At 63.6% G+C, this 22845-nt stretch carries 21 protein-coding genes; 16 read left to right on the forward strand and 5 right to left on the reverse strand.

Going from position 1 to position 22845, the window contains the following annotated elements:
- The first annotated feature begins 229 nt into the window (after positions 1 to 229).
- Together FBY10_RS11115 and FBY10_RS11120 are read left to right on the forward strand one after the other, a co-directional pair.
- Positions 230 to 1276 carry an ornithine cyclodeaminase gene (locus tag FBY10_RS11115; protein ID WP_145336190.1) on the forward strand — a complete coding sequence of 349 codons (1047 nt, stop codon included), beginning with the start codon at positions 230 to 232 and terminating at the stop codon, positions 1274 to 1276.
- Positions 1277 to 1395: 119 nt separating this feature from the next.
- Positions 1396 to 1893, forward strand: coding sequence for an Lrp/AsnC family transcriptional regulator (locus FBY10_RS11120; protein ID WP_090406061.1), 498 nt, complete (start codon positions 1396 to 1398; stop codon positions 1891 to 1893).
- Between the two features lie 72 nt (positions 1894 to 1965).
- Here the strand turns inward: FBY10_RS11120 and FBY10_RS11125 are convergent, their stop codons facing one another.
- The 4 genes from FBY10_RS11125 to FBY10_RS11140 all read right to left on the reverse strand — a co-directional run bounded on the left by FBY10_RS11125 (position 1966) and on the right by FBY10_RS11140 (position 6022).
- Positions 1966 to 2799: a TIGR03915 family putative DNA repair protein gene (locus tag FBY10_RS11125; RefSeq protein WP_131698184.1), complete on the reverse strand. Its 834-nt coding sequence runs from the start codon at positions 2797 to 2799 to the stop codon at positions 1966 to 1968.
- The gene (locus FBY10_RS11130; RefSeq protein WP_027606175.1) at positions 2796 to 4016 is read right to left on the reverse strand and encodes a putative DNA modification/repair radical SAM protein; all 1221 of its coding nucleotides are present in this window, start codon (positions 4014 to 4016) and stop codon (positions 2796 to 2798) included. Before FBY10_RS11130 ends, FBY10_RS11125 begins: the two co-directional genes overlap by 4 nt.
- Before the next feature lie 66 nt (positions 4017 to 4082).
- A complete protein-coding gene (locus tag FBY10_RS11135) occupies positions 4083 to 5420 on the reverse strand; it encodes a lysine N(6)-hydroxylase/L-ornithine N(5)-oxygenase family protein (RefSeq protein WP_131698185.1) in 1338 nt (445 codons plus the stop codon).
- Positions 5421 to 5539: 119 nt separating this feature from the next.
- The gene (locus FBY10_RS11140) at positions 5540 to 6022 is read right to left on the reverse strand and encodes a sigma-70 family RNA polymerase sigma factor (RefSeq protein ID WP_131698186.1); all 483 of its coding nucleotides are present in this window, start codon (positions 6020 to 6022) and stop codon (positions 5540 to 5542) included.
- 347 nt (positions 6023 to 6369) lie between these two features.
- Here FBY10_RS11140 and FBY10_RS11150 point away from each other — a divergent pair, with 347 nt between their 5' ends.
- The 14 genes from FBY10_RS11150 to FBY10_RS11215 all read left to right on the forward strand — a co-directional run bounded on the left by FBY10_RS11150 (position 6370) and on the right by FBY10_RS11215 (position 22075).
- Positions 6370 to 7539: an efflux RND transporter periplasmic adaptor subunit gene (locus FBY10_RS11150; protein ID WP_131698187.1), complete on the forward strand. Its 1170-nt coding sequence runs from the start codon at positions 6370 to 6372 to the stop codon at positions 7537 to 7539.
- A gap of 1 nt (position 7540) precedes the next feature.
- Positions 7541 to 9511 (forward strand): MacB family efflux pump subunit, encoded by a 1971-nt coding sequence (locus FBY10_RS11155; protein ID WP_145336194.1) that lies wholly within the window; start codon positions 7541 to 7543, stop codon positions 9509 to 9511.
- Complete coding sequence (locus tag FBY10_RS11160) at positions 9504 to 10916, forward strand: efflux transporter outer membrane subunit (RefSeq protein ID WP_145336197.1); 1413 nt, start codon at positions 9504 to 9506, stop codon at positions 10914 to 10916. The genes FBY10_RS11155 and FBY10_RS11160 overlap by 8 nt, the downstream gene beginning before the upstream one ends.
- Before the next feature lie 108 nt (positions 10917 to 11024).
- Positions 11025 to 11774 carry an alpha/beta fold hydrolase gene (locus FBY10_RS11165; RefSeq protein ID WP_131698190.1) on the forward strand — a complete coding sequence of 250 codons (750 nt, stop codon included), beginning with the start codon at positions 11025 to 11027 and terminating at the stop codon, positions 11772 to 11774.
- Positions 11775 to 11881: 107 nt separating this feature from the next.
- Entirely contained in the window at positions 11882 to 12649 is a 768-nt protein-coding gene (locus tag FBY10_RS11170; RefSeq protein WP_131698191.1) for a FadR/GntR family transcriptional regulator, read from the forward strand.
- Positions 12650 to 12782: 133 nt separating this feature from the next.
- Complete coding sequence (locus tag FBY10_RS11175; protein ID WP_131698192.1) at positions 12783 to 13985, forward strand: ABC transporter substrate-binding protein; 1203 nt, start codon at positions 12783 to 12785, stop codon at positions 13983 to 13985.
- A 68-nt stretch (positions 13986 to 14053) separates the two neighbouring features.
- Positions 14054 to 14914 carry a branched-chain amino acid ABC transporter permease gene (locus FBY10_RS11180; RefSeq protein WP_131698193.1) on the forward strand — a complete coding sequence of 287 codons (861 nt, stop codon included), beginning with the start codon at positions 14054 to 14056 and terminating at the stop codon, positions 14912 to 14914.
- A 1-nt stretch (position 14915) separates the two neighbouring features.
- The gene (locus FBY10_RS11185) at positions 14916 to 15926 is read left to right on the forward strand and encodes a branched-chain amino acid ABC transporter permease (RefSeq protein ID WP_145336199.1); all 1011 of its coding nucleotides are present in this window, start codon (positions 14916 to 14918) and stop codon (positions 15924 to 15926) included.
- Positions 15923 to 16672, forward strand: a complete 750-nt coding sequence (locus FBY10_RS11190; protein ID WP_145336201.1) for an ABC transporter ATP-binding protein — start codon at positions 15923 to 15925, stop codon at positions 16670 to 16672. The genes FBY10_RS11185 and FBY10_RS11190 overlap by 4 nt, the downstream gene beginning before the upstream one ends.
- A complete protein-coding gene (locus FBY10_RS11195) occupies positions 16672 to 17367 on the forward strand; it encodes an ABC transporter ATP-binding protein (RefSeq protein ID WP_145336203.1) in 696 nt (231 codons plus the stop codon). Before FBY10_RS11190 ends, FBY10_RS11195 begins: the two co-directional genes overlap by 1 nt.
- Before the next feature lie 13 nt (positions 17368 to 17380).
- The gene (locus tag FBY10_RS11200; protein ID WP_145336205.1) at positions 17381 to 18649 is read left to right on the forward strand and encodes a Zn-dependent hydrolase; all 1269 of its coding nucleotides are present in this window, start codon (positions 17381 to 17383) and stop codon (positions 18647 to 18649) included.
- Positions 18646 to 20052, forward strand: a complete 1407-nt coding sequence (locus FBY10_RS11205) for an amidase (RefSeq protein ID WP_145336207.1) — start codon at positions 18646 to 18648, stop codon at positions 20050 to 20052. The genes FBY10_RS11200 and FBY10_RS11205 overlap by 4 nt, the downstream gene beginning before the upstream one ends.
- A 96-nt stretch (positions 20053 to 20148) precedes the next feature.
- A complete protein-coding gene (locus FBY10_RS11210) occupies positions 20149 to 21012 on the forward strand; it encodes a LysR family transcriptional regulator (protein ID WP_131698199.1) in 864 nt (287 codons plus the stop codon).
- 58 nt (positions 21013 to 21070) lie between these two features.
- The gene (locus FBY10_RS11215) at positions 21071 to 22075 is read left to right on the forward strand and encodes a LacI family DNA-binding transcriptional regulator (protein ID WP_145336209.1); all 1005 of its coding nucleotides are present in this window, start codon (positions 21071 to 21073) and stop codon (positions 22073 to 22075) included.
- On the opposite strand, the gene FBY10_RS11220 is transcribed toward FBY10_RS11215, so the two are convergent.
- Complete coding sequence (locus FBY10_RS11220; RefSeq protein ID WP_131698201.1) at positions 22072 to 22797, reverse strand: SDR family oxidoreductase; 726 nt, start codon at positions 22795 to 22797, stop codon at positions 22072 to 22074. The two genes, FBY10_RS11215 and FBY10_RS11220, sit on opposite strands and share 4 nt — an antisense overlap.
- Positions 22798 to 22845: the final 48 nt, after the last annotated feature.

A 22845-nucleotide genomic window follows, 5' to 3' on the forward strand; every position in this document is an offset into this window, starting at 1 on the left:
AATACCCTCTCCCGCCTTTTGATCCCATTACAGACCTCACAGCCGATTCGGCTGCATCACCCACCTTTTCAGCTTTACCCGCTGGGCGCGCCCCTTGTTTCAGCCGGGATTCATCGGCCCGAACGCAGACAATAGCCCGGCTGCCCACGCTTGCTGCGCCGAGCTACGCACAGCAGAAAACGCTCGCCGCGTTCACCGCAGCCCCTCTCGAACAACAAGGAGCCTCTCCATGACCCGCTACATCGACGTCAACGACCTCAGCTATCTGGTCGCGCAAAAAGGCCTGCAAACCTGCATCATCGAAATGGCCGAGTACATTCGCGCCGACTACCTGCGCTGGCAGGATTTCGAGAAGTGCGCACGCCTGGCCAATCACTCCCCGGAGGGTGTGATCGAACTGATGCCGGTGTCCGACGCCTCGCTGTATGCCTTCAAGTACGTCAATGGCCACCCGAAAAACACGCTGGCGGGCATGCTCACGGTCATGGCATTCGGCGCCCTGGGCGATGTGGACACCGGCAAACCGTTGCTGCTGGCCGAAATGACCCTGACCACCGCCATCCGCACTGCCGCCACCTCGGCACTGGTGGCGCGCTACCTGGCCCGTGACAACAGCCGCAGCATGGCGTTGATCGGCAACGGCTCCCAGAGTGAGTTCCAGGCCCTGGCCTTCCACGCGATGCTCGGCATCGACGAGATTCGCCTGTTCGATATCGACACCAAGGCCACCGCCAAGCTCGCAGCCAACCTCAAAGCGTTCCCGGCGATCAAGGTGATCCTCGCCGCCAGCGTGGCAGACGCTGTGAAAGGCGCGGATATCGTCACCACCGTTACCGCCGACAAAGCCTACGCCACCATTCTGACCGACGAGATGATTGAGCCGGGCATGCACCTCAACGCCGTGGGCGGCGACTGCCCGGGCAAGACCGAACTGGACCGACGCATCGTCGAGCGCGCCCGTGTGATTGTCGAGTACGAACCCCAGAGCCGCATCGAAGGTGAGATCCAGCACATGCCGCACGACTCACCAGTGACCGAACTGTGGCAGGTGATCAACGGCCAGCTCCCTGGCCGCGAACATGCGCAACAGATCACGCTGTTCGACTCAGTCGGGTTTGCCATCGAGGACTATTCGGCCCTTCGTTATGTGTTGGATGCAGCCAAGGCACTGGACCTGGGCAGCGACTTGGAACTGGTGCCCGTGTTGGACGACCCCAAGGACCTATTTGCCCGCCTGACCCTGCAGCCTGCCGCGCAACAGAAGAAACGCGCCTGACACCTGCAGGCCCAGTGGCAAAGTCATGCAGACGTTGGCCAGGGAAGGCCGTACCATACTTGTCACGCAACCGTTGAACGCTTGCTCACCCTTCTTCCCAACCGTTTGAAGTGAACCCCATGGATACCAAGGCCAACGGACCCCACTCCGCCCCTGCGCTGGATCGCATCGATGAGGCGATCATCGAAGTGCTGCGCCATCAGGGGCGTATCACCTACGAAAAGCTCTCGTCACTGGTGCACCTCACCCCCAGGCCCTGCCTGGAGCGGGTGCGCAAGCTGGAGCGACGCGGGGTGATTCGTGGGTATGGGGCAATCATCGATGTGCAGATGGTCTCGCCAGGGCTGTCGCTGCTGGTGCTGGTGGCCTTGTCCAACCAGAGCGGGCGTTCGGCGCAAAAGGCCTTCGAAGCGTGTATGAAGGCCTGCCCCCAGGTGTTCGAATGCCAGCTGATCAGCGGGCCGTTCGACTACAGCCTGCGCATGCGCTGCCGGGATATGGAGCACTACCGGGTGGTATCGGAGATCTGGCTGAACAACGATGAGTTGCACATCGATAAGTTGGTGGCGCATCCGGAGTTGGCGGTGGTGAAGAATACCGCCATCGAACTGGCCTGAGCCCCACTCGCCAAGCCAATGAGGATCGAATGTGGGAGCAAGTCGAATCGTCGCACCGCCCCTCCCACATTTTTAACCATGCCCGCTTAAGATTTTCTTACCTTGGCGCGCCCCCACCAGCTTCGCCTGCCCATCCTTCTGCTTCCCTGTACGCGCCTCGCTGATCAACGCCGGGATCAACTTGCCCTCCGGCAGATTCTTCCAGAACCGGCTCGGCAAGTGCCCTTCCATCACCTTGGGGTTCAACCGCGCCGGGTTGAAGATGTGGCTGTAGTACGTCAGCCACATCGCGCTGTGGGGATCCTCGACGTTCTGCGCCAGCTGCCGCCACGCCTCGGGGCACTCACGCTGGTGGAGTAACTGCTCGCCGTCGTAGTACACCCCGTCCAACGGCGTGGCGATCATCCAGCGATGGCGCCCCATGCGCCCGACAAAATGCTGGCTGGCCGACTTGAGAATGTCATGGGCCGGTTCATGCCAGGCCACGTACTCCGGCAGCTCAGGCCCCGCCCCTGCCGGCAAGGCGATAAAGCGCACAAACGCATGCAGGTGATGGGCCTCACGGCTGACCTGCTTGATGCGCCGCTGCAACTCGCTGCCGAGCTTATCCCCCGCCAGCATCGCGGTGCGGTCGCCATGGCTGACGCGCCACAACACCTCATACAACAGACTCCAACGCTGATCACCTTGGTAGCAGGCGGCCGACTCCAGCAATTCCAGCAGCGCCTTGGGAATTCGCGCCTGGAACGGACCCAAGCCTTCGGGGATCGGCTCATCGGTCGCAAACAGGTCCGCCGCCTGCACCTCGCCCCAGCTCACCTGGCTCGGGTCGACCTGATGGCTGAGCAGCCAGCGCGCCTGTTCGCGCCAGGTGCTGAAAAGGTTGTCGCATTCCAGGCTGATCATCCCCACAACCCCATCTGCTGCGGCTGCGGGCGGTCACGCAGTTGTTCGCGCAGCAGCACGCTGGTGCTGTCGGCCTGTTGCGGGTGGTAGTCACTGGTGATGAAAAACGGCTTGGCCTTGGCTAGCACGCAACGCATGCGTGCCAGGTCTTCAAAGCGGATCTTGCGTTCGCGGCGCAGGTCCACCAGGCGCTGGGTGGTGCGCAGGCCGATCCCTGGGATGCGGGCGATCAAGGTCGGCTCGGCGCGGTTCAGGTCCAGGGGGAACACCTCGCGGTGTTCCAGGGCCCAGGCCAGCTTGGGATCAATGTCCAGGGCCAGGTGGCCAGGGCCTTCAAAGAGTTCGTTGGCGCTGAAGCCGTAGCTGCGCAGCAGGAAGTCGGCCTGGTACAAGCGATGCTCGCGCATCAACGGCGGCGCGGCCAGGGGTACGCTTTTCGGGCTGTTGGGGATGGGGCTGAAGGCCGAGTAGTACACGCGGCGCAGCTTGAAGTTGCCATACAGCGCCTCGGCACTGTGGAGGATGGTGCTGTCGTCGGTCTCGTCGGCGCCGACGATCATCTGGGTGCTCTGACCCGCCGGGGCGAAACGCGGCGCGCGGGGTTCGTTCAGGACCGTCTGCTCGCCGGTATAGATGGTCTGCATGGCCTGCTTGATCGAGACGATCTGTTTTTCCGGCGCCAGGGTTTGCAGGCTGGCATCGGTGGGCAGTTCGATATTCACGCTGAGGCGGTCGGCGTAGCGCCCGGCCTCGGCAATCAGCGCCGGGTCGGCTTCGGGGATGGTCTTGAGGTGGATGTAACCGCGAAAGTCATGCTCTTCGCGCAGCAGTTTGGCCACCCGCACCAACTGCTCCATGGTGTAGTCGGCCGAACGAATGATGCCCGAGCTGAGGAACAGCCCGCTGACGCAGTTGCGCTTGTAGAAATCCAGGGTCAGGGTGACCACCTCCTCCGGGCTGAAGCGTGCGCGGGGCACGTCGCTGGAGCGGCGGTTGACGCAGTATTGGCAGTCGTAGAGACAGAAGTTCGTGAGCAGTACCTTGAGCAAAGATACGCAGCGACCGTCCGGCGTGTAGCTGTGGCAGATGCCCATGCCATCGGTTGAGCCCAGCCCCGCCTTGCCTTCCGAACTGCGCTTGGGCGCGCCACTGCTGGCGCAGGAGGCGTCGTACTTGGCGGCGTCGGCGAGGATGCTGAGTTTTTCGATCAACTGCATGGAAGGCTACCGATACTGGTTTTTTGTACAGTATCAGCCAGCCCCCCGTGTCACAAGTGCAGCTTGTCAGCTGGCGGTGGCGAGGAGCAGATCCTGCACCGAACGCGCCTTGCCGCGGCTACGGTCGTTTTCAAACAGCGACGCCGCAATCTCATCCGCGCGAATCGGCAGTACCGACAGCAGCGTATCGCTCAAGCCATGGCTGGCCTGGCTGAAGCCCTGGATGTAGATGCCGGCCTTGCAGCGCTCATCGGTGACGATGCGGTAGTCGCGCGCCACTTCAAAATCACCCAGATACTCCTCCAGCGGCGCCAGCAGTGCGCGATGCGTCTCGCGCTCGTAGCCGGTGGCAAGGATCACCGCGTCGTAATGGTTGACGCTGGTTTCGCCGTTGGCGTTGTTGCGCAGGGCCAGTTCGATGCCCAGGGGGCCGGGGGTGACCTTCTCGACCACGGTCATGGTGCGGAAGGCCTGGCGGGCGATGCCGGAGACTTTCTGGCGGTAGAAAATCCCGTAGATGCGCTCAATCAGGTCGAGGTCGACCACCGAATAGTTGGTGTTCTGGTACTCGGCGACCAGGCGCTCGCGCTCGGCACCGACTTGCTGGAACACCAGGTCGGTAAAGGCCGGCGAGAACACTTCGTTGACGAACGGGCTGTCATCGGCCGGCTTGAGTGCCGAACCGCGCAGGATCATGTCGACCTGCACCGAGGGGAAGCTGTCGTTCAGGTCGATAAAGGCTTCGGCCGCACTCTGGCCACCGCCGATGATTGCGACGCGCATCGCCTTGCCGTCCACGCAAGGCTGGGTGGCCATGCGCTCCAGGTACTGGGAATGGTGGAACACCCGGCTGTCGCCCTTGAGGGCCTTGAACGCTTCGGGAATACGCGGTGTGCCGCCGGCGCTGACCACCACCGAACGGGTGGTACGCACATGCTGCTCGCCCAGCGCATCGCGGGAAATCACGCGCAGCGCCTCCACCTGCTGCTGGTGCAGGATCGGCTCGATGGCCAGCACTTCCTCGCCGTAGCGGGCCTGGGCCTGGAACTGCCCGGCAACCCAGCGCAGGTAGTCGTTGTACTCCATGCGGCACGGGTAGAAGGTGCCCAGGTTGATGAAGTCCACCAGGCGGTCATGGGCTTTCAGGTAATTGACGAAGGAGTACGGGCTGGTGGGGTTGCGCAGGGTCACCAGGTCCTTGAGGAACGAAATCTGCAATTCGCTCTGGGTCACCAGGGTATTGCCGTGCCAGCGATAGTCGGCCTGTTTGTCGAGAAACAGCACGTCCAGTTTGCCCTGCGCCTTTTCGCGCTCCTGCAGGGCGATGGCCAGCGCCAGGTTCGAAGGGCCAAAACCGATACCGATCAGGTCGTGAACCGCGGGCGAAGCAATTGCCTGTGTCATTCCAGTGTCCTCTGGATAAGCCCCTTGGCGGTGGGGCGGGAATACCTTCGAGACCTGCACAACAGGTCATGTGTTGATAGGAAACGAGGACAATGAAATAAAATTTACCTGATCAGTGATCAGTGCGCGTCCCACTCGCGTATCCGCACCCGGCAGTGCTTCATGGCATTGACAATGTGTTTTTCCACCAGGGTGCGGGAAATACCCAGGCGCTCGGCGATTTGCAGGTGGCTCAGGCCCTCGAGTTTGCGCAGCAGGAAGCTGTCGCGACAGGCCGCCGGCAGCTCGGCCAGGGCGCGTTCGAGCATAGCCAGGCGTTGGCCGTAGTCGTGGGTGGCATGGGGCGAACCGGCGGCGAAGCGCTCCTCGCTGTCGAGTACATCCAGGGGTTCGACCTGGCGCAAGGCGTTACGCCGGTGACCATCGATCACCAGGTTCAGCGCGGTGCGATACAAAAACGCACGGGGCTGTTCGATGGGCGTCTCGCTGGAACGTTCCAGCACCCGGACATAAGCGTCATGCACCACATCCTCGGCCACCTGGCGGTTGCCCAGCTTGGCGTTGAGGAAGCACACCAGCTCGCGATAGTAGTTTTCCAACATGACTCCTGGCCCCCGGGCGGCGGCATTTGGTCCTGCAGGAGCGAGCTTGCTCGCGAAGTACCTCAACGATAACGCGGGAAACCAGAGTGAACGCGGCGTCCCTGAGCTCTTCGCGAGCAAGCTCGCTCCTACAACAAATACAGGCCATTCAGTAATGGCAGTTTGGGTAGGTGCAATTTATAGTAATTCTCATCTACTTTTAAACAAGACTTGCATCTACAGGCCGATTTTTTTCTGCACACGACCTGTAACCGCTTATGTATCAGCCTAAATCTTTGGGCAATTCTCTCGTTTAACTGTCAGCTCTGCGCAACTGCGCTCCGAACTTTCCTGGCTGGAACCTAAGCATGAAACGCCCTCGCCCTGCCCGACGCGCCTTGCTAGCTATTGCGTGCCTGATTCCCATCATCGCCGTCGCCGCCTGGCAGGTATTGCCGACGGGGGGTGAGACCCTGACCACCGTTACCGTCACCCGCGGCAATATCGAAAACAGCGTCACGGCCCTGGGCACCCTGCAACCGCGCCGGTATGTCGACGTGGGCGCCCAGGCGTCCGGACAGATTCGCAAGATCCACGTCGAAGCCGGCGACCAGGTCCAGGAAGGCCAATTGCTGGTGGAGATCGACCCCTCGACGCAAAAAGCCAAGCTCGACGCCAGCCGCTATGCCATCGAAAACCTCAAGGCGCAGCTGCAGGAGCAGAAAGCCCAGCACGCACTGGCGCGCCAGAAGTACCAGCGCCAACAGCGCCTGGCCGCCGGCAACGCCACCCGCGAGGAGGATGTGCAAACCGCCAAGGCCGAATTGAGCGCCACCCAGGCCCGAGTCGATATGTTCCAGGCGCAGATTCTCCAGGCCCAGGCCAGCCTGCGCAGCGATGAAGCGGAACTGGGCTATACGCGCATCTACGCACCGATGACCGGCACCGTGGTGGCGGTGGATGCGCGGGTCGGCCAGACCCTCAACGCCCAGCAGCAGACCCCGCTGATCCTGCGGATCGCCAAGTTGTCGCCGATGACCGTGTGGGCGGAAGTCTCGGAAGCCGACATCGGCCACGTCAAACCCGGCATGACCGCCTATTTCACCACCCTCAGCGGCGGCAACCGGCGCTGGTCCAGTACCGTGCGGCAGATCCTGCCGATCCCGCCCAAGCCGCTGAATGAAACCCAGGGCAGCGGCAGCCCCAACAGTTCCAGCAAGAGCGGCAGCGGGCGCGTGGTGCTGTACACCGTGCTGCTGGACGTGGACAACAGCGACAACGCGCTGATGGCCGAAATGACCACCCAGGTATTCTTCGTCGCCAGCCAGGTCAAGGATGTCCTCACCGCACCGGTGGCCGCGCTGCTGGGCACCTCAAGTGCCGACAAACAGATCGCCCGCGTGGTCGCCACCAACGGCCGCATCGAAGAACGTGAAGTGCACCTGGGCATCAGCGATCGCCTGCGGGTCGAAGTGCTCGACGGCCTGCACGAAGGCGATCACCTGCTGATCGGCCCGGCCGACGGCAACGGGGGTTGAGGTGACCACACCCCTGATCGAACTCAAGAACATCCGCAAATCCTACGGCGGTGGCGACAGCCCGCAGGTTGACGTGTTGCGCGGCATCGACCTGTCGATCCATGCCGGGGAATTTGTCGCCATCGTCGGCGCTTCCGGTTCCGGCAAGTCCACGCTGATGAATATCCTCGGTTGCCTCGACCGCCCAAGCACAGGCGAGTACCTGTTCGCGGGGGAAAACGTCGCCCACCTGGACAGCGACGAACTGGCTTGGCTGCGCCGCGAGGCGTTCGGCTTTGTGTTCCAGGGCTACCACCTGATCCCCTCGGGCTCGGCCCAGGAGAACGTCGAGATGCCGGCGATCTATGCCGGCATCAGCGCTACCGAGCGCCATGCCCGCGCCCACGCCCTGCTCACCCGCCTGGGCCTGGCCGAGCGCACCGGCAACCGTCCGCACCAGTTGTCCGGCGGTCAGCAACAGCGCGTCTCGATTGCCCGCGCGCTGATGAACGGCGGCCACATCATCCTGGCGGATGAACCCACCGGCGCCCTCGACAGCCACAGCGGCGCCGAGGTGATGACCCTGCTCGATGAACTCGCGAGCCAGGGCCATGTGGTGATCCTGATCACCCACGACCGTGAAGTGGCGGCGCGGGCCAACCGCATTATCGAGATTCGCGATGGCCTGATCATCAGTGACTCGGCCGATGACGGTGCCGCGCCCCCACCGGCCACCGGCGGCGCGTTGCAAGCCGTGGACCTGCGCCAGCGCTTGGCCGACGGCACCGAACACAACGGTGCCTGGAGGGCCGAACTGGTGGATGCCGTCCAGGCTGCATGGCGGGTGATGTGGATCAACCGCTTCCGCACCGCACTGACCCTGCTGGGGATCATCATCGGCGTGGCCTCGGTGGTGGTGATGCTGGCGGTCGGGGAAGGCAGCAAGCGCCAGGTCATGGCGCAGATGGGAGCGTTCGGCTCCAACATTATCTACCTCAGTGGATCATCGCCCAACCCGCGCACGCCGCTGGGTATCGTGACCCTCGACGACGTCCACGCACTGGCGGCATTACCCCAGGTCCAGCGCATCATGCCGGTCAACGGCAGTGAGGCCGGGGTGCGCTTCGGCAACGTCGACTACATGGCCTATGTGGGTGGCAATGACACCAACTTCCCGGTGATTTTCAACTGGCCGGTGGTCGAGGGCAGTTACTTCACCGCGGCCGACGAGCGCGCCGCCGCCACCGTGGCGGTGATCGGTCACCGTGTGCGTGAAAAGCTGTTCAAGGGTGAGGTCGACCCCATCGGCCAATACATCCTGATTGAGAACGTCCCGTTCCAGGTGATCGGCGTGCTGGCGGAAAAAGGCGCCAGCTCCGGCAACAAGGACAGTGATGACCGTATCGCCATCCCCTACACCGCCGCCAGCGTGCGCCTGTTCGGCAGCTACAACCCCGAATACGTGGTGATTGCCGCCGCCGATGCGCGCAAGGTCCGCGAGGCCGAGGTGGCCATCGACCAGTTGATGCAAAAGCTGCACAACGGCAAGCGCGACTACGAGCTGACCAACAACGCGGCGATGATCCAGGCCGAGGCGCGCACCCAGAACACCCTCTCGCTGATGCTCGGCTCGATTGCCGCGATTTCCCTGCTGGTAGGCGGCATTGGCGTGATGAACATCATGCTGATGACCGTGCGCGAACGCACCCGCGAGATCGGCATCCGCATGGCCACCGGCGCGCGCCAGCGCGACATCCTGCGCCAGTTCCTGACCGAGGCGGTGATGCTGTCGGTGGTCGGCGGCCTGTGTGGCATTGCCCTGGCCCTGCTGGTGGGCGGCGTGCTGGTGCTGGCCCAGGTGGCGGTGCAGTTTTCCCTGGTGGCGGTGCTTGGCGCATTCGGTTGCGCATTGGTCACCGGCGTCGTATTCGGCTTCATGCCGGCCCGTAAAGCTGCCCGGCTCGATCCGGTTAAGGCGTTGACCAGTGAATAAACGATCCATCCCCGCGCACCTGCCCGCACTCGGCCTGTGCCTGCTGCTCACGGCCTGCGCCGGTGACCCGTCCGCCGTGGACAGCGGTATCGCGCCGCCGGCCGCCTGGCAGTTCGCCGAGCGCGACGCCGCCCAGGCCACCAACCAGCGCTGGTGGACGCAGTTCGGCAGCCCGCGGTTGAACCGCCTGGTCGACCAGGCCCGGCGTGACAGCTTCGACGTGGCCGCCGCCATGGCACGCGTGCGCCAGGCCCAGGCCAGTGCGGTGATTGCCGGAGCGCCACTGTTGCCCGAGGTGAAGTTCAACCTCGCCACCAGCCACCAGAAACTGTTGCACGGCCCGGGCGGACCGGACCTGGACGTCTCGCAAAGCGATGACGCCGTCGACAATTTCGGTGTCAACCTTACCGCCAGTTATGAGGTGGACTTCTGGGGCGGCCGCGCCGCTGCCCGTGACAGCGCCCTGCACAGCCTGCGCGCCAGCGAGTTCGACCAGGCCACCGTGGAGCTGACCTTGCTCAGCAGCGTAGCCGACCGCTACGCGCAAACCCTCGCGGCCCGCCAGCGCCAGCAGATCGCCGAGTTGAACCTGGCCAATGCGCGTAACGTGCTCGACCTGGTGCAGACCCGCTACGACGCAGGCTCCGCCACGGCCCTGGAACTGGCCCAGCAGAAAAGCCTGGTGGCCAGCCAGCAACGCCAACTGCCGTTGATTCAACAACTGGCCGAAGAATCCCAGATCACCCTTGCCGCCCTCCTCGGCCAGCCGGTTCAGGCCCTGGACCTGGGCGCCGAACCTTTCCAGGACCTGACCTGGCCAACCATCGGTGCCGGCATGCCCAGCCAGCTGCTCAGCCGCCGGCCGGACATCGCCAAGGCCGAGGCCCAACTGGCGGCAGCCCAGGCGGACGTCACCGTGGCCCGCGCCGCCATGCTGCCGGCCCTGACCCTCGGCGCCACACTCGGCTCCGACGCCTACAAGGCCCTGGACATCCTGCGCAGCCCCTACTACACACTGACGGCCGGCCTGGTCGGGCCGATCTTCAACAACGGCCGTTTAAGCGCCGAGCGCGACAAGGCGCGCGCCCGCCAGGATGAGCTGTTGCAAACCTACCGAGGCGCGATCATCAATGGCTTTGCCGATGTGGAAAAAGCCCTCAGCAGCATCACGCGCCTGGACCAGCAGCGCCAATGGCAAACGGAAGAACTGCAACAGGCCCAAACCGCCTTCCAGATCGCCGAAAGCCGCTACCAGGCGGGGGCCGAAGACTTGCTCACGGTGCTGGAAACCCAGCGCACCCTGTATGCCGCCCAGGACTTGAACGTGCAATTGCGACTGTCGCGCCTGCAGGCCAGCATCGCGCTGTACAAGGCATTGGGCGGCGGTTGGAAAACCAAAATCTGATAAACAAAACTCCAATTTCGTACACGAGTCGTCTACCGCCCCTACATTCTTCGCCCCAGGTTCCTTGGTAAAAAATGCCGCTATCACACGGCTGCCAGGGACCACTGGATGAATGTTGCAAAATACCTCGCGTGCGGCTGTTTCTGGTTGATGGCAAACCTTGGCCAGGCAGAGCCACTGATCAAACCCACCGCCATTGATTGGCTGCTCGATTGCCCCCTTCCCGCCGCCGAACGGCTGGACCCCGAGGTGCTGTCGCGCACCCAGTGTGGCATCGTGACCGTACCGCGCAATTACGCGGCGCCGCGTCAAGGCAGCATCCGTCTCTACCTGACCCGTGTGGGCGCCCGCGAGCCGCTGAACCGCGCCGGCCTGGTCTTTGCCCAGGCCGGCAACGCCTCGAGAAGCAACACCGGCGGCACCTTCGCCATTAAGTTGGCCAGCCGCTGGAGCGACTACTCCACTCAGGCTTACCGCAGGCTGCTCAATTACTATGACGTCATCGAACTCAGCCCCCGCGACCTCAAGCACGACAAAAGCGTCGAACAGGCCGCACGGGACATGGAGTTCGTACGTGCCCAACTGGGCGATGCGCAACTGCTTTACCTGGGCAATGCTGACGCCTCGCGGCTGGGCAACCGCTACGGGACGCTGTATCCGGAACGCGTCGCGCGCATGGTGCTGGTCAATGCCCCATACGGAGAAAAGGCCGCACCCTTGGTCGAACAGCTGCACCTCAAGGAGGCGGCTCAGACGGGGACCAGCGGCTGCGTCAACCAGTGGGTCGGCGACTTCCTGGCCTATGGCAAGCAACCACCCCCTTCTACGCGCTGCCTGGATTCAGGTAATTGGGAGTAGGGCGTCATTTACGACCTGTTGCCGCCGAAAACGACACCCTGCGTTGACGCTCCGTCTCAATCGTTATTAAGTGCTATTTATCCGCATTAATACGATAAATCGACCCCATGCTGACTCGCCCGCTACGCCGCAAACGCCAGAAGCTGTCCGACGTGATTGTCGAGTCGGTCAAGCGCTCCATTGTCACCGATGCCTTGAAGCCCGGCGACCGCCTGCCCACCGAGCGTGAGCTGATGGAAAGCTTCCAGTGCTCCAAGGGCTCGGCCCGTGAAGCGCTCAAGGCCCTGGAGGTCGAGGGGCTGGTGAGTACCCGCACCGGCCCCAGCGGCGGCGCCTACCTGAACCAGGCCGGCACTGAACCCGCCAGCCGTGCGCTGCGTAACTACCTGCACTTCCAGCACCTGGATGGCGAGCAGGTGTACCAATTGCGCAAGGTCATCGAAGTGGAACTGGCGGTGTCGGTGCTCGGGCGCCTGAGTGAAGACGACTACCAGGCCCTGCAGGACAACGTGGATTTCTGCAGCGCTCCCGAAGACAGCGAAGCCGGCCAGCGCGAGCAACGCCTGGCGGAACTGGAGTTTCATAACCTGCTGGCCAAGGCCTGCCCCAACCCGTTGCTGAGCTTTATGGCGCAGTTTCTCAACGATCTGCTGCGCGACCTGGTGGTGCTGAAAAAAGCCTACAAGCCCAAGCGCAAGCAGTTCGACGCCGCCAACCTCGACTATCACAAGCAACTGCTGAGCGCCTTTCGCGCCGGGGATGAAGGCGCGGTACGCAGCCTGATGCATGAACATATGTGCGACGCCGAACACCATATGACCGCGCTGGAAGGCCAGGTCAGCCCGCACTTTCTACTGGAGTTCGATCACTCTTAAGACCCCCCCTCCCACAGTTGACTGCATTACAAACCGCACATTGCGTTACCCCAATAACAGGCCTGCCCACAGGCCCTGCTCCACCGTATCGCCATTGCTACTCCTGCCAATAACTAAACCAGGGAGTCACCCCATGCAGCGTCGTACGTTATTAAAAGCCAGTCTTACTGCGGCCGCCGCCCTCAGCCTTCCGCTGAGCGTACGGTCCGCATTCGCCGCCGAGCCCTTTACCTTTTACGGCCTCAAGTCCATGTCCGGCGCCTTTGCCAGCTATGGCAAGTTTGCCGACATGGGTTCGCGCCTGGCGGTGGCACAACACACCGAGCTCCTGGGCCGCCCATTGAACTACAAGGTCATCGACACCGAGGGCAACGCCGGCAAAGCCGTACGCAAGGTACAGGAGGCAATCCAGCAGGACGGCGCGCGGTTCTTCCAGGGCTGCACGCTGTCGTCGTCGGCGCTGGCGGTGGCCAAGGAAGTCGACAAGGTCGGCGGTGTATTCATGACCCCGGTCGGGGCCGATGAAGTCACCGGCAAAGACTGCAACCACGCCACGTTCCGCTGGTCGGTGCCTACCTACGGCGCCATCCGCGAAACCATGGTGCCGCTGATCAAACTGCTGCCGGACGCCAAGCGCTGGTACACCATCACGCCACAATATGTGTTCGGCGAAGCGCTGCTCGAAGGCGCCAGAAACGTGCTCAAGGAACACGGCCTGGAACACGTCGGCAACAGCTACCACTCGCTGCAGGAACAGGAATTCTCCGGCTACCTCACCAATGCCATTTCCACCAAGCCGGATGTGCTGGTGTTGCTCAACTTTGGCAGCCAATCGTCCAACACCCTGCGCCAGGCGGTGAACTTCGGCATCAAGGAGCGCATGAAAGTGCTGTTGGTGTGGTCCGCCGGACTCGACCAGTTCCAGGAACTGGGCAGCGACATCCTCGAAGGCGTGTACCTCGGCGCGCAGTACTGGCATCAGGTCGACACCCCGCTCAACCGCGAGCTGGTCAAGCTGACCCAGGCCAAGTACGGCATCAACCCCACCTACCCGTTGGCCGCCGACTACATCAGCACCAAAGTCATGCTCGACACCATCATCGCCACCGGCAGCTTCGACGGGCCGACCGTGGCCAAGGCCATGCAGGGCCTGAGTTTCGAAGGCCCCACCGGCAAGGAGTCGATTCGCGCCGGCGACCACCAGGTGATCAAGGACTACTACCTGCTGGTCGGCAAGGCCGCCGGCGACATGGCCGACAAGGATGACCTGGCCAAGGTGCTCAACGCCGGCCAGTCATTCCCGCCGGTGGAAGCCACGGGCTGTACGCTCGCCTGATCCGCTAAAACTTCACCGGTTGTACACGGCAGGGCCGCCCCGGCGGCCACCTGTTCGAGGGTTCCTGCATGCTTAATCTTTACCTGTTCCAGATACTCAACGGCCTTGGATTGGGGATGATCTACTTCCTGATCGCGGTCGGGCTGACGATCATTTTCGGCCTGCTCAACTTCGTCAACTTCGCCCACGGCGCGTTCTTCCTGCTGGGCGCCTACATCTGCTACACCGCCGTGAGCCTCACCGGCAGCTTCTGGCTGGCGCTGTTGATTGCGCCGCTGGTGGTGGCCGCGTTGGCCTGGGTGATCGAGCGTGTATTGATCCAGCGGATCTATCACTTGCCGCACATGTTCCAGATCCTGGTCACGCTGGGCATCGCGCTGATCATCCAGGAAGCCAGCGTGATGATCTGGGGCCCGGTGGGCAAAAGCGTCGCCGTGCCGGAACTGCTGCGCGGCGTGCTGGTGGTGGGTGATTTCGTCTACCCCTACTACCGCCTGTTCCTGATTGTGTTTTCCGGGTTGGTTGGCCTGGGCCTGTGGCTGCTGCTGGAGCGCACGCGCTTTGGCGCCCTGGTGCGCGCCGGCAGTGAAAGCACCGAGACCGTGTCGCTGCTCGGCACGAATATCTTCCGCCTGTTCTCCATGACCTTCGCCCTCGGCGTCGGCCTGGCCGGCATGGCCGGTGTGCTGTTCGCGCCGTTGCGCGGCGCCCAGCCGTTCGTGGGCCCGGAGATTCTCGGCATCGCCTTCGTGGTGGTGGTGATCGGCGGCATGGGCTCGTTCAGCGGTGCACTGGTCGGCGGTTTACTGGTGGGCGTGGTGCAAAGCCTGATGACCACACTCTGGCCCCAAGGCGCGAGCCTGATGATCTACGGCGCCATGGCCGTGGTGATTCTGGTACGTCCTTACGGCCTGTTTGGGAGAGCCTGACATGAGCGAGAAAAATCCCCTGCCGTTTGCCAAAACGCAATCGCGCGCCATGTTGCTGTGGGTAGTGGCGGTGCTGATCGGCCTGCCCTTGATATTGCCCTCGGCGACCCTGGCCACAGAGATACTGATCTTCGCCATGGCCGCCCTGGCCTGCAACCTGTTGCTGGGCTACACCGGGCTGCTGTCATTCGGCCAAGGCATCTTCTTTGGTGCCGGCGCCTACTGCGCGGCGCTGCTGATGATCCACCTGCAACTGGGTTTGTTCACCGCGTTGCTCGGCGCTGCCGTCGCCGGTGGTTTCCTGGCCCTGCTGGTGGGCGCCCTGGCGATCCGACGCACCGGCATCTACTTCGTGATGCTCACGTTGGCGTTCAGCCAGATGGCCTACTTCGTCGCCTACACCTTGAGCGACTGGACCGGCGGCGACAACGGCCTGCTCAGCGTGCCGCGCCCCGAGGTTCGCCTCGGTGACACCGTGCTGCTGTCCCTGGCCGACGCCCGTGCGTTCTATGGCTTTGTCGCGGTGCTGTTCCTGCTGATCTTCGTTGGTGCACGCCGGGTGATCGCCTCGCCGTTCGGCAGCACGCTGATGGCGATCCGCGAAAACGAAACCCGCGCCTCGGCCATCGGCTACGACACGCGGCATTTCAAGATCCTGGTGTTCGTGCTGTCCGGCGCAGTCACCGGGATTGCCGGGGCGCTGTACGCCATGCTGCTGCACTTTGTACCGCTGTCGAATATCGACCTGGCGATGTCCGAGAACATCCTGATCATGACCATTATCGGCGGCACCGGCTCGCTGTTCGGCTCGTTGCTGGGTGCCGGTTCCATCGTACTGCTGGGGGATTTTCTCTCCGACCTTTGGCCGCGCTGGCTGATGTTGCTGGGGGTGATTTTGATCCTGGTGGTGATCTTCATGCGCGGCGGTTTGTGGGGCGGCCTGGCCGCGTTGTTCGAGCGCGTGCGCGGCAGTCGCAAGGCAGCCGTCGTCGCCAAGGAGGAAGGGCTATGAGCATCCTGCTGGAAACCCGAGACCTGGAACTGGCCTATGGCGCGTTCCGGGCAGTGAACGGCGTGAACCTCAAGGTCGAAGCCGGCACCATCCACACCATCATCGGCCCCAACGGCGCAGGCAAGACCAGCCTGTTCCACTGCCTGACCGGTGAACGCCAGGCCACGGCCGGGGCGATTCATTTCGACGGCAGGAACCTGATGCGCAAGCCGGCCCACGGCCGCGTCGGCCTGGGCATGGCGCGCTCGTTCCAGCTCACCAGCCTGTTCCAGAACCTCAGCGTGCGCGAGAACCTGCGCCTCGCTGCCCAAGGCCGCGACGGTGCACGTGCGCTGAATTTCTGGCGCCGCGTGGACAGCAAGCGCGAACATCTGGAGATGGCCGACCAGGTGCTCGAACGCCTGCAACTTACCGCCCGTGCCGAGACCCTGGCCGGCGAGTTGTCCCACGGCCAGCAACGGGTGCTGGAGGTGGGCATGTCGATCTGCTCCAAGCCGAAACTGTTGATGCTCGACGAGCCCACCTCGGGCATGGGCATCGATGACATCCCGATCATGACCCAACTGATCAGCGACCTCGGCCGCGACCACACGGTGCTGTTGATCGAACACAACATGAGCATCGTCATGTCCATCAGCCAACGCATCACGGTGATGAGCCACGGGCAGATCCTGGTGGAAGGCACGCCGGAGTTCGTGCGTGCCGATGAACGCGTGCGCAGTGCTTACCTTGGGGAGGCCGCCTGATGCTGATCGTCGAGAATATCCATTCCTACTACGACAAGAGCCACGTGCTTGAAGGCGTGTCGCTGAGCGTCAACCCCGGCGAACTGGTGACCCTGCTCGGGCGCAACGGTGCCGGCAAGACCACCACCCTGCGCAGCATCCTCGGCATCATCTGCCCGCGCCAGGGCCAGATCCACTTCAACGGCCAGGCACTGGTGGGTCGGAAGATTTTTGAGATCGCCCGCCAGGGCCTGGCGCTGGTGCCGGAGAATCGCGGGATCTTCCGCCTGCTGAGCGTCGAGGAAAACCTGCGCATCGCCGTCCGCAAGACCAGCCGCTGGCAGCTCCAAGACGTGTACGGCATGTTCCCGCGCCTCAAGGAGCGGCGCAAGAACGCCGGCCATGCGCTCTCCGGCGGCGAGCAACAGATGCTCGCCATCGCCCGCGCCCTGCTCAATGATCCAAAACTGCTGATCCTCGACGAACCCACCGAAGGCCTGGCCCCGGTGATCGTCGACGAGCTGGTGAAGATCCTGCGCAAGGTCAAGGACGACGGCCTGCCGGTGCTGCTGGTGGAACAGAACCTGATGGTCTGCGACAAGCTCGCCGACCGCCATTACGTCCTCGAACAGGGCCGCGTGGTCTACGAGGGCAGCGCCGCCGCCTTCCGCGCCGACCCGACGATCAAGAACCGCTACCTGGCGCTGAGCGCCTGACGGGAGATTGCAGATGAACAGTTTTGCGCAACCGCTCCAGAGCAACGCCCCGCTGATCAACCGCGACCGCCTGTGGCAATCGCTGATGGACCTGGCGCAACTGGGCGCCACGGTCAAGGGCGGCGTGTGCCGCCTGGCCCTCACCGACCTGGACCGCCAGGCCCGTGATCTGTTTGTACAGTGGTGCGAGGCCGCCGGGTGCAGCGTCAGTGTCGACGCTATCGGCAATATTTTCGCCCGTCGCCCTGGGCGCAATCCGGCCCTACCGCCGGTGATGACCGGCAGCCATATCGACACCCAGCCCACCGGTGGCAAGTTCGATGGTTGCTACGGCGTGATGGCCGGGCTGGAAGTGATACGGACGCTCAATGACTTGAAGATCGAGACCGAAGCGCCGCTCGAAGTGGTGGTGTGGACCAACGAAGAAGGCTCGCGTTTCCCGCCGTGCATGATGGGCTCCGGGGTATTTGCCGGTAAGTTCGACTTGCAGGATACCCTCGACAAACGCGACGACCAGGGCCTGTCGGTGGGCGCTGAATTGCAGCGCATCGGCTATGCCGGTTCGCGCGCGGTGTTGGGCCACCCGGTCGGCGCGTATTTCGAAGCGCATATCGAACAAGGCCCGGTGCTGGAAGACCAGGCCACCACCATTGGCGTGGTGATGGGTTGCCTGGGCCAGAAGTGGTTCGACCTGACCCTCACCGGCGTGGAAGCCCACGCCGGCCCGACGCCCATGCACCTGCGCAAGGACGCCCTGGTCGGCGCCGCCGAGGTGGTCAGCGCGGTCAACCGCATCGCTCATCAGCAACAACCTCACGCCTGCGGCACCGTCGGCTGCCTGAGCCTGCACCCGGGCTCGCGCAATGTGATTCCCGGCCAGGTGCACATGACCATCGACCTGCGCCACCTGCATGCCGATAAGCTGCAAGCCATGGTCGATGAAGTGTGCGATGTGATCGAAACCACAGCCGCCCGGCACGGGTTGATCTTCGAACTGACGCCCACCGCCGATTTCCCACCGCTGGATTTCAACCCGGCCTGCGTCACTGCCGTGCGCGAGGGTGCCCAGGCCTTGGGTTTGAGCCATATGGATATTGTCAGCGGCGCCGGGCATGACGCGATTTTCGTCGCCGAACTGGGCCCGGCCGGGATGATCTTTGTGCCGTGCGAAGGCGGCATCAGCCACAACGAAATCGAGAACGCCGCGCCGGATGACCTGGCGGCCGGTTGCGCGGTATTGCTGCGCGCCATGGTCAATGCGGCGCAGGGAGACAGGGCATGAGTGAGATGGGCCAACTGACAGCGGTGCAACTGCTGGAGCATTTCCGTAACAAGACCTTATCGCCGGTGGACATCGCCGAAGATGCGCTGCTGCGTATCGAGCGCTACAACCCGGTGGTCAACGCCTACTGCCATGTGGACCCCGAGGGTGCGCTGCGCGCCGCGCGGGCGTCGGAGCAACGCTGGTTGAAGGGTGAGCCCTGCGGTGCCCTGGATGGCGTGCCCGCATCGATCAAAGACCTGACGCTGACGATCGGCATGCCCACCCGCAAGGGCTCACGCACCTCGTCGGCCGAGGGGCCGTGGGACGTCGACGCGCCCTTCCCGGCCTTTATGCGCAAGGCCGGCGCGGTGCTGCTGGGCAAGACCACCACCCCGGAGTTCGGCTGGAAAGGCGTCACCGACAACCCGCTGTACGGCATCACGCGCAACCCGTGGGACACCCGCACCACCGCGGGCGGCTCATCCGGCGGTGCGGGCGCGGCAGCCGCGTTGAACCTGGGTGTGCTGCACCAGGGCAGCGATGCAGGCGGCTCGATTCGCATCCCCTGCGCGTTTACCGGCACCTTCGGGATCAAGCCGACGTTCGGCTACGTGCCGCAATGGCCGGCCAGTTCGATGACCATCCTCTCGCACCTGGGGCCGATGACCCGCACCGTGGAAGACAGCGTGTTGATGCTGCAAGCCGTCGCACAACCGGATGCGCGGGATGGCCTGATCGGTGCGCCGAGGACCACCCCATGGCTCACGCCGCAGACGGATTTGAAAGGCCTGCGCGTGGCCTACAGCCCAACGTTTGGCTACGTGGATGTCGACCCGCAGGTGGCCAGGGTAGTCGCCCAGGCAGTCGAAGGCCTGGTGCAGTTGGGTGCCCATGTCGAGCAGATCGACCCTGGTTTCAGCGACCCGCTGGAGGTGTTCAGCACCTTGTGGGCGGCGGGCGCGGCACGCCTGGCCGGATCCATGAGCGACGCGCAGAAGCAGCTGCTGGACCCTGGGCTGCTGCGCATTGCCCAGCTTGGCGAGCGGTTGAGCCTGGATGACTTCAACGCGGCCCTCGAAGCCCGCGCTGCGCTGGTGGCACGGATGGCGGCGTTCCACGAGCACTACGACGTGCTGGTTTCGCCGATGATGCCGATCACCGCGTTCGAGGCCGGGCACAACGTACCGCCCGGTTCCGGGATGCAGGAATGGACCGAGTGGACGCCGTTCACCTACCCCTTCAACCTCACCCAGCAGCCGGCAGCGTCGGTGCCGTGCGGCTTGGCGGCGAATGGTTTGCCGGTGGGGTTGCATGTGGTGGGCGCGCGGTTTGCCGATGAGCACGTGTTGCGAGTGTGCCGGGTGTATGCCAAGGCGTTTCCGACCCGGCACTTACAGAGACCGATCACCCCAACACCGTAGATCCAAATGTGGGGAGGAGCTTGCCCCTTCCCACATTTTCTGACCGCATTCCAATCCCCTGCCTCTACAATGTCCCCATTCATCCCCGGGGGCTTCATGGACATCGAACTGGCACGCACCTTCCTGGAAATTTCCCGCTGCGGCAGCCTGGCCGCCGCCGCCGAGAAATTGCACGTCACCCAGACCGCCATCACCGCACGCGTCAAAAACCTGGAAAACCAGCTGGGCTGTACGCTGTTCGTGCGCAACCGCGCTGGTGCGCGCCTGACCGCCGATGGCGAGGCATTTGTGGCGTACGCCAACCAGTTGCTGCAAACCTGGGAAGCCGCGCGCCGCGACCTGCCGTTGCCCGATGGTTATCGCAATGTGCTGCATATCGGCGGTGAAGTCAGCCTGTGCAACCCGCTGATGCTCGGTTGGGCCCGGGCCCTGCGCGAACAGATTCCCGGGCATGCCCTGCGTACCGAAGTGCGTGAAGGTGAATACCTGCTGCGGCAACTGGAGCTCGGCGTACTCGATGCGGCGCTGGTGTTCCAGCCGCAGTACTGGCCGGGGTTGCAGGTGGAGCAGGTGCTGGAAGAAAAGCTGATCCTGGTGCAGTTGGTGAGCAAACCGGACCCGTACGTCTACATCGACTGGGGCCCGGGTTTCCGCCAGCAGCACGACGCCGCCCTGCCCGACAGGGCTCGCGCTGCGGTGAGTTTCAACCTCGGGCCGCTGGCGTTGCAGTACATCCTCGAACAGGGCGGTGCGGGCTATTTCCGCACACGCGTGGTGCAAAGCTACCTGGACAGCGGCGTGATGCAGCGCGTGCCCAAGGCCCCTGAGTTCAGTTTCCCGACGTTCCTGGTGTACTCACGGGCGCGGGATTCGGCGGTGTTGCAACAGGCGCTGGGGCTGCTGCGTGAGGTGGTCAAGGCCGAGAGTGACTGGTCGCAGCGCTGGGACCCGCTGATTTGAATCACCGTATGTCGCCGCGCATGCTAGCCTGCGGGTGTGTCCTCTCGCAGCCTTACCGATGAACAAGAAAAAGTCCGTCACCATCAGCGACATCGCCAAACGCGTCGGCATGACCACCATCACCGTGTCCCGGGCGTTGAGCAAACCTGACCTGGTCAAACCGGCCACCCTGGCGCGCATTCTAGACGTAGCACGCGAACTCGACTACGTGCCCAACGCCTTCGCCCGCGGGCTCAAGCGCAGTGAAAGCCTGATCATCGGCGTGATCACCGCGTCAGTGGACAACCCGTTCTACAGCGAGATGATCAAGGCGATTTCCCGCGAGGCCAAACAGCACGGCTACACCATCATGCTGGTGGACACCGATGAGCTGGAGGAGTTGGAAAGCAAGGCGGTCGATACCCTGCTGGGCTACCGCGTGGCGGGGATCATCCTGTCGCCGGTCTCCGACGAGCCGAGCTACCAACCCGATTACCTGGAGCGCCTGGGCAACGGCAAGACCCCGGTGGTACTGCTCGATCGCACGATCCACGACAGCCCGTTCAGCCGCGTGGTGCTCGACAACTACCACAGCGGCATCCAGGCTGCACATTACCTGCTGCGCCAAACGCCCGATCTCAAGCGCCTGCTGGTGCTGACCGGCCCCGAGCATTCGCGTATCACCGTCGAACGCCTCAAGGGCCTGCGTGAGGTACTGGCCGAACACCCGCAGGTGCAAGTGCAGGTGCAAGCCGGCGACTACACGCTGATGCCCTCTTACCTGCACACCCTCGACTACCTCGCCGAACACTCGGCGCCGGATGCGATCATGGGTTTCAACCAGTTGATCACCCTGGGTGCCCTGCGCGCCCTGCGCATGCACAACATCCCCCATGACAGCCTGACCATCTGCGGCATCGACCGCCTGCCCTTCGCCGATATCTTCGGCGTACCGATTGCGTGCGTGGCCCACGACGCCTCGCTGGCCGGCAGCAGCGCGGTACGGCTGCTGCTCGACCGCCTGGAAGACCCGCACAAACCACGGGACAAGGTGGTGATCGCCGGCAAGCTGGAGAACGGCTAGCGGCTGGTGTAGCCACCGTCGATCGGCAGACTCACGCCGCTGATCATGCTGGCGGCATCGCTGAGCAGGAACAGCACGGGTAACGCCACTTCCACGGTCTCGGCAAAGCGTCCCAGTGGGATTGCCGCCAATGCAGGATCACGCCTGGCCGGGTCGGACCAGGCCATGGTGGCCATCGGCGTGAGCGTCACCGTGGGGTTGACGCTGTTCACGCGAATGCCAAAGCGGCCCCATTCGGCGCACTGCACACGGGTGATCGAATCCAGTGCGGCCTTGGAGGCGCAGTAGCTGAGGTGGTCGTCCAGCGCGACCAACGAGGCTTGGCTGGAGATGTTGACAATGCTGCCGGCGATGTTCGCTTCGATCATTTTGGCCGCCACACGACTGGCCACCTGGGCGGCGGCGCGGGCGTTGACCTGCATGACCTGATCAAAGGCTTCTGCACTGATGGAGGCGGCGGGCTCCAGGCGCGAGATGCCCGCGCAGTTAACCAGGCCGTGCAACGGCGGCAAGTTTTGCAGGGCGTTGTCGAGGGCGGCGCTGTCGGCGATGTCCAGGCACAGGGTGTGGCAGCCCAGTTGCGACAGGGCATTGGCGTCGCGGCCGAGGGCAAAAACTTCGGCACCGCTGGCGATCAGTTGCCGGGCAATTTCGCGGCCGATGCCACTGCTGGCGCCAGTGACGAGAATGCGTTGGTGGGTGAAGTTGAAGACTGCGTTCATGATCACTATTCCCTAGGCGATAAAGATCCCCTGTGGGAGTGAGCAAGC

The organism is Pseudomonas sp. SJZ103, assembly GCF_007828335.1.
Taxonomy (GTDB): domain Bacteria; phylum Pseudomonadota; class Gammaproteobacteria; order Pseudomonadales; family Pseudomonadaceae; genus Aquipseudomonas.

What these genes read in the sequence shown, in the direction of transcription:
- FBY10_RS11215 (WP_145336209.1), top strand. Translation starts at nt 21,071, where the DNA reads ATGAACAAGAAAAAGTCCGTCACCATCAGCGACATCGCCAAACGCGTC.
- FBY10_RS11140 (WP_131698186.1), bottom strand. Translation starts at nt 6,022, where the DNA reads ATGTTGGAAAACTACTATCGCGAGCTGGTGTGCTTCCTCAACGCCAAG.
- FBY10_RS11185 (WP_145336199.1), top strand. Translation starts at nt 14,916, where the DNA reads ATGAGCGAGAAAAATCCCCTGCCGTTTGCCAAAACGCAATCGCGCGCC.
- FBY10_RS11220 (WP_131698201.1), bottom strand. Translation starts at nt 22,797, where the DNA reads ATGAACGCAGTCTTCAACTTCACCCACCAACGCATTCTCGTCACTGGC.
- FBY10_RS11210 (WP_131698199.1), top strand. Translation starts at nt 20,149, where the DNA reads ATGGACATCGAACTGGCACGCACCTTCCTGGAAATTTCCCGCTGCGGC.
- FBY10_RS11190 (WP_145336201.1), top strand. Translation starts at nt 15,923, where the DNA reads ATGAGCATCCTGCTGGAAACCCGAGACCTGGAACTGGCCTATGGCGCG.
- FBY10_RS11130 (WP_027606175.1), bottom strand. Translation starts at nt 4,016, where the DNA reads ATGCAGTTGATCGAAAAACTCAGCATCCTCGCCGACGCCGCCAAGTAC.
- FBY10_RS11120 (WP_090406061.1), top strand. Translation starts at nt 1,396, where the DNA reads ATGGATACCAAGGCCAACGGACCCCACTCCGCCCCTGCGCTGGATCGC.
- FBY10_RS11165 (WP_131698190.1), top strand. Translation starts at nt 11,025, where the DNA reads ATGAATGTTGCAAAATACCTCGCGTGCGGCTGTTTCTGGTTGATGGCA.
- FBY10_RS11150 (WP_131698187.1), top strand. Translation starts at nt 6,370, where the DNA reads ATGAAACGCCCTCGCCCTGCCCGACGCGCCTTGCTAGCTATTGCGTGC.
- FBY10_RS11135 (WP_131698185.1), bottom strand. Translation starts at nt 5,420, where the DNA reads ATGACACAGGCAATTGCTTCGCCCGCGGTTCACGACCTGATCGGTATC.
- FBY10_RS11175 (WP_131698192.1), top strand. Translation starts at nt 12,783, where the DNA reads ATGCAGCGTCGTACGTTATTAAAAGCCAGTCTTACTGCGGCCGCCGCC.
- FBY10_RS11180 (WP_131698193.1), top strand. Translation starts at nt 14,054, where the DNA reads ATGCTTAATCTTTACCTGTTCCAGATACTCAACGGCCTTGGATTGGGG.
- FBY10_RS11115 (WP_145336190.1), top strand. Translation starts at nt 230, where the DNA reads ATGACCCGCTACATCGACGTCAACGACCTCAGCTATCTGGTCGCGCAA.
- FBY10_RS11200 (WP_145336205.1), top strand. Translation starts at nt 17,381, where the DNA reads ATGAACAGTTTTGCGCAACCGCTCCAGAGCAACGCCCCGCTGATCAAC.
- FBY10_RS11205 (WP_145336207.1), top strand. Translation starts at nt 18,646, where the DNA reads ATGAGTGAGATGGGCCAACTGACAGCGGTGCAACTGCTGGAGCATTTC.
- FBY10_RS11195 (WP_145336203.1), top strand. Translation starts at nt 16,672, where the DNA reads ATGCTGATCGTCGAGAATATCCATTCCTACTACGACAAGAGCCACGTG.
- FBY10_RS11125 (WP_131698184.1), bottom strand. Translation starts at nt 2,799, where the DNA reads ATGATCAGCCTGGAATGCGACAACCTTTTCAGCACCTGGCGCGAACAG.
- FBY10_RS11170 (WP_131698191.1), top strand. Translation starts at nt 11,882, where the DNA reads ATGCTGACTCGCCCGCTACGCCGCAAACGCCAGAAGCTGTCCGACGTG.